We start from the raw sequence: 2,601 nt of genomic DNA, 5'->3' as shown, positions 1-2,601 counted from the left end.
GAATCTTTTTAACTTTAACCTACTTTAAAAAAAGGCATACAAAAAAGTCCGAAACTTTTTGGGCTTCGGACTCTTTGTATGATAAAAATAGATGTCTATTTATCTGGAAAGATGTCACGAAGCGTGTATGCTAAAGAACCTGGTTCTCCTGACATACTTTTGTTTACACTTGTATTAAACATTTTACTTCGTTTTAATAATTGTTTTGTGCTTTATTGCGCTGCAAATATAGAATGGAATTTTTGAAACTTCCAAATAAAATTCAAAATTAATTCACTGTAAATCAATTTGTTAAACTTGTTTTTAAACAATAGAATTCCTGTCCACATAAGGTAGATTTCTTAATTTATTGAAGTGTAGTTATTTGCGTTTTAAGCATGTTTAAGTTTTCTACTCCAAAAAAATTAATAAAAAAAGCATCCAATTTTATTTTGGATGCTTTTTGTACGTTATATTTTTGATTTTACCTATTTCCCTACATGACGGAAATAGCTGTAAAGCATCCGTATTTTTAAATTTTGTAGTGTCATAGGTTTGTTTTTTCAATTATATTGGTTGCAAATATTGAGATAAATTTTTCAATTTTCAAAATTATGATTGTAGAATCTTGATCTTAATCTAAATAGCAAATCATTAATAACATTTAAGTTTGGTTTTTCTTGAAGTGTTGAATTCTCAAATATAATATCTAACTTTTCCCGCATTAGTTCTGCCTTTACTACTAAATCATCATACTCAAATTCAGCATTTTTAATTGTTAGAAAGTAACCTCTATCTGAACGTTCTACATTTATTTTACCTGACTCACCAATCTCTTTTGCCATATGTAATAGTCTAAACGTGTGCATCATATTTTTGGCATCATAGTTTTTGTCATGTGAAGTATTGTTTTTATAACGTTCTTCATTTCGTTTTTCAACCCAAGACCAATATTCTTTGTATTTTTTACAATAAGATGAGTAACCATCTAAGTTAAAATAAAGTATAGTAATAGGATTTTCTTCTTTGGGAATAGAACTTAAACACACTTCATTTGAATTTGGTCTTGCCACACCTTTATAGTTTTGAGATTCACTATAGAATAAATTATAATAGTCCTTCATTTTTGTAATTTTAGCTAAACCACAGTACTCACTTTTCAAATTGTTTTCGCTTAAAAATTCCTTAAGTGGTATTGTCTTTTTCCCATCTAAAACCAAACAGAAATCTTCTACAGACTTACGTTTTTTTTCTACTGGATTGACTATTTTTTTGTTCAAACCTCTCGCTTTTTTTATTTGAGTGAATGCATAGTTAGCGAAGGTGTTTTTACAAAGTTTGGATAAAAACAGTTCTGTTTTTATATCATCAAAAATAGGATGCTTATATAATATACAATGCTCAGGCACATTAAGAAGCTCTAAAATATTTGGATTGTTTTTAGCGCAGAGCTCAATGAATTTTCTAAGCTCGTAATACACTATATCATTAGTCTCATTGTTTACTTGGCTTACATAATTTAAACTATAGAAAGTTTCCTTAGGAAGAATGAATACACCTCTTATATCTGTATCAGATGAAGGTGTATTCAATCCATAAGCTCTACTACCACTAATGCATTCGAAAATAATATGTCCTGATGATTTTAGTTCTTCTAGTGTCATTTCTTCAAAGTTTTTAAAAACAAGTCATTAAAATCATTTGGATTTGGTTTTTTATTCTCCAACCGATCTTTCACATTATTGTTTTCGCTTACAATATCTCTAACCAAATGTATTAATTCTGGTTCAACTGGATCGTTACTTTTTTCGATACGTTTACTTTTCAAATCTATTAACTGGTCTAGCTTTGAATGATAACTCGAGTCTATTAAAGAATACATCTCTCTGAACAAAACTGGTGGTATCGATTCATTTTTATAAATCCAGTTAGCACAAAGCGCTGTGCGTATAGCATAAAAAAAGCTCTTTAAAGTCATTTTTTCTGAATCTAAAATCTCTTCAAAACTTTTGTTCATGCTATGAAAATGATAAAATCCTGAAACAGGATTAAAGTTAGTATTTGCTACTTTCTTTATGTTGTTTAAAAAATCATTATCTGCTCTATATATTATTGGCGAAAATAACCAACCTGTAAAAGATGCATTAGATTTTGCTAAAAGCCGTAATGCTTTACGTAACTCCCAACCTGAGCCATCAAGTAAATCATTATCTGTCACAAATTGTATAGTGTCTTTTTGTTTCCAAAGGTTGAGATACCAGTCCTTTTTATGTTTGTATACAAAACGTATATCGTAATCAGAATCTGGTGAAGCAAAACCCCAAGCTCTACTACCAGATTCTACTGCGAATAATATTTCTATGTTTTTATTTCGCTCTATTTCTAAGAGCTTATTTAGTATTTTAGTTTTCATGACTCAATTATTTAATACAAAGGTTACTTAGATGTGCGCAATAATTTTGCGTACTAAATATTTTATTTTAAATTCATAGAAAAATTCTTAAAATGCCAATCAACAAAAACGCACTAATCCGTTATAAAACCATAGATAAATGTCTTCAAAATAATTACAGACAATGGACATTGAATGATTTAATTGAAGCTTGTTCTGATGCACTTTAT

2 protein-coding genes are annotated in these 2,601 nt (G+C 28.9%); both read right to left on the bottom strand.

The genetic code is table 11. The annotated features are described in order from the left end of the window. Positions 1 to 578: 578 nt before the first annotated feature. Positions 579 to 1,643, bottom strand: coding sequence for a nucleotidyltransferase domain-containing protein (locus tag N4A40_00245; GenBank protein ID MCT4660257.1), 1,065 nt, complete (start codon positions 1,641 to 1,643; stop codon positions 579 to 581). Then, positions 1,640 to 2,392 carry a nucleotidyltransferase domain-containing protein gene (locus N4A40_00240; GenBank protein ID MCT4660256.1) on the bottom strand — a complete coding sequence of 251 codons (753 nt, stop codon included), beginning with the start codon at positions 2,390 to 2,392 and terminating at the stop codon, positions 1,640 to 1,642. Before N4A40_00240 ends, N4A40_00245 begins: the two co-directional genes overlap by 4 nt. Positions 2,393 to 2,601 lie beyond the last annotated feature (209 nt).

This window comes from Tissierellales bacterium, from assembly GCA_025210965.1.
Taxonomy (GTDB): Bacteria; Bacillota; Clostridia; order Tissierellales; family JAOAQY01; genus JAOAQY01.
This window is presented reverse-complemented; position numbering and strand designations above follow the sequence as displayed.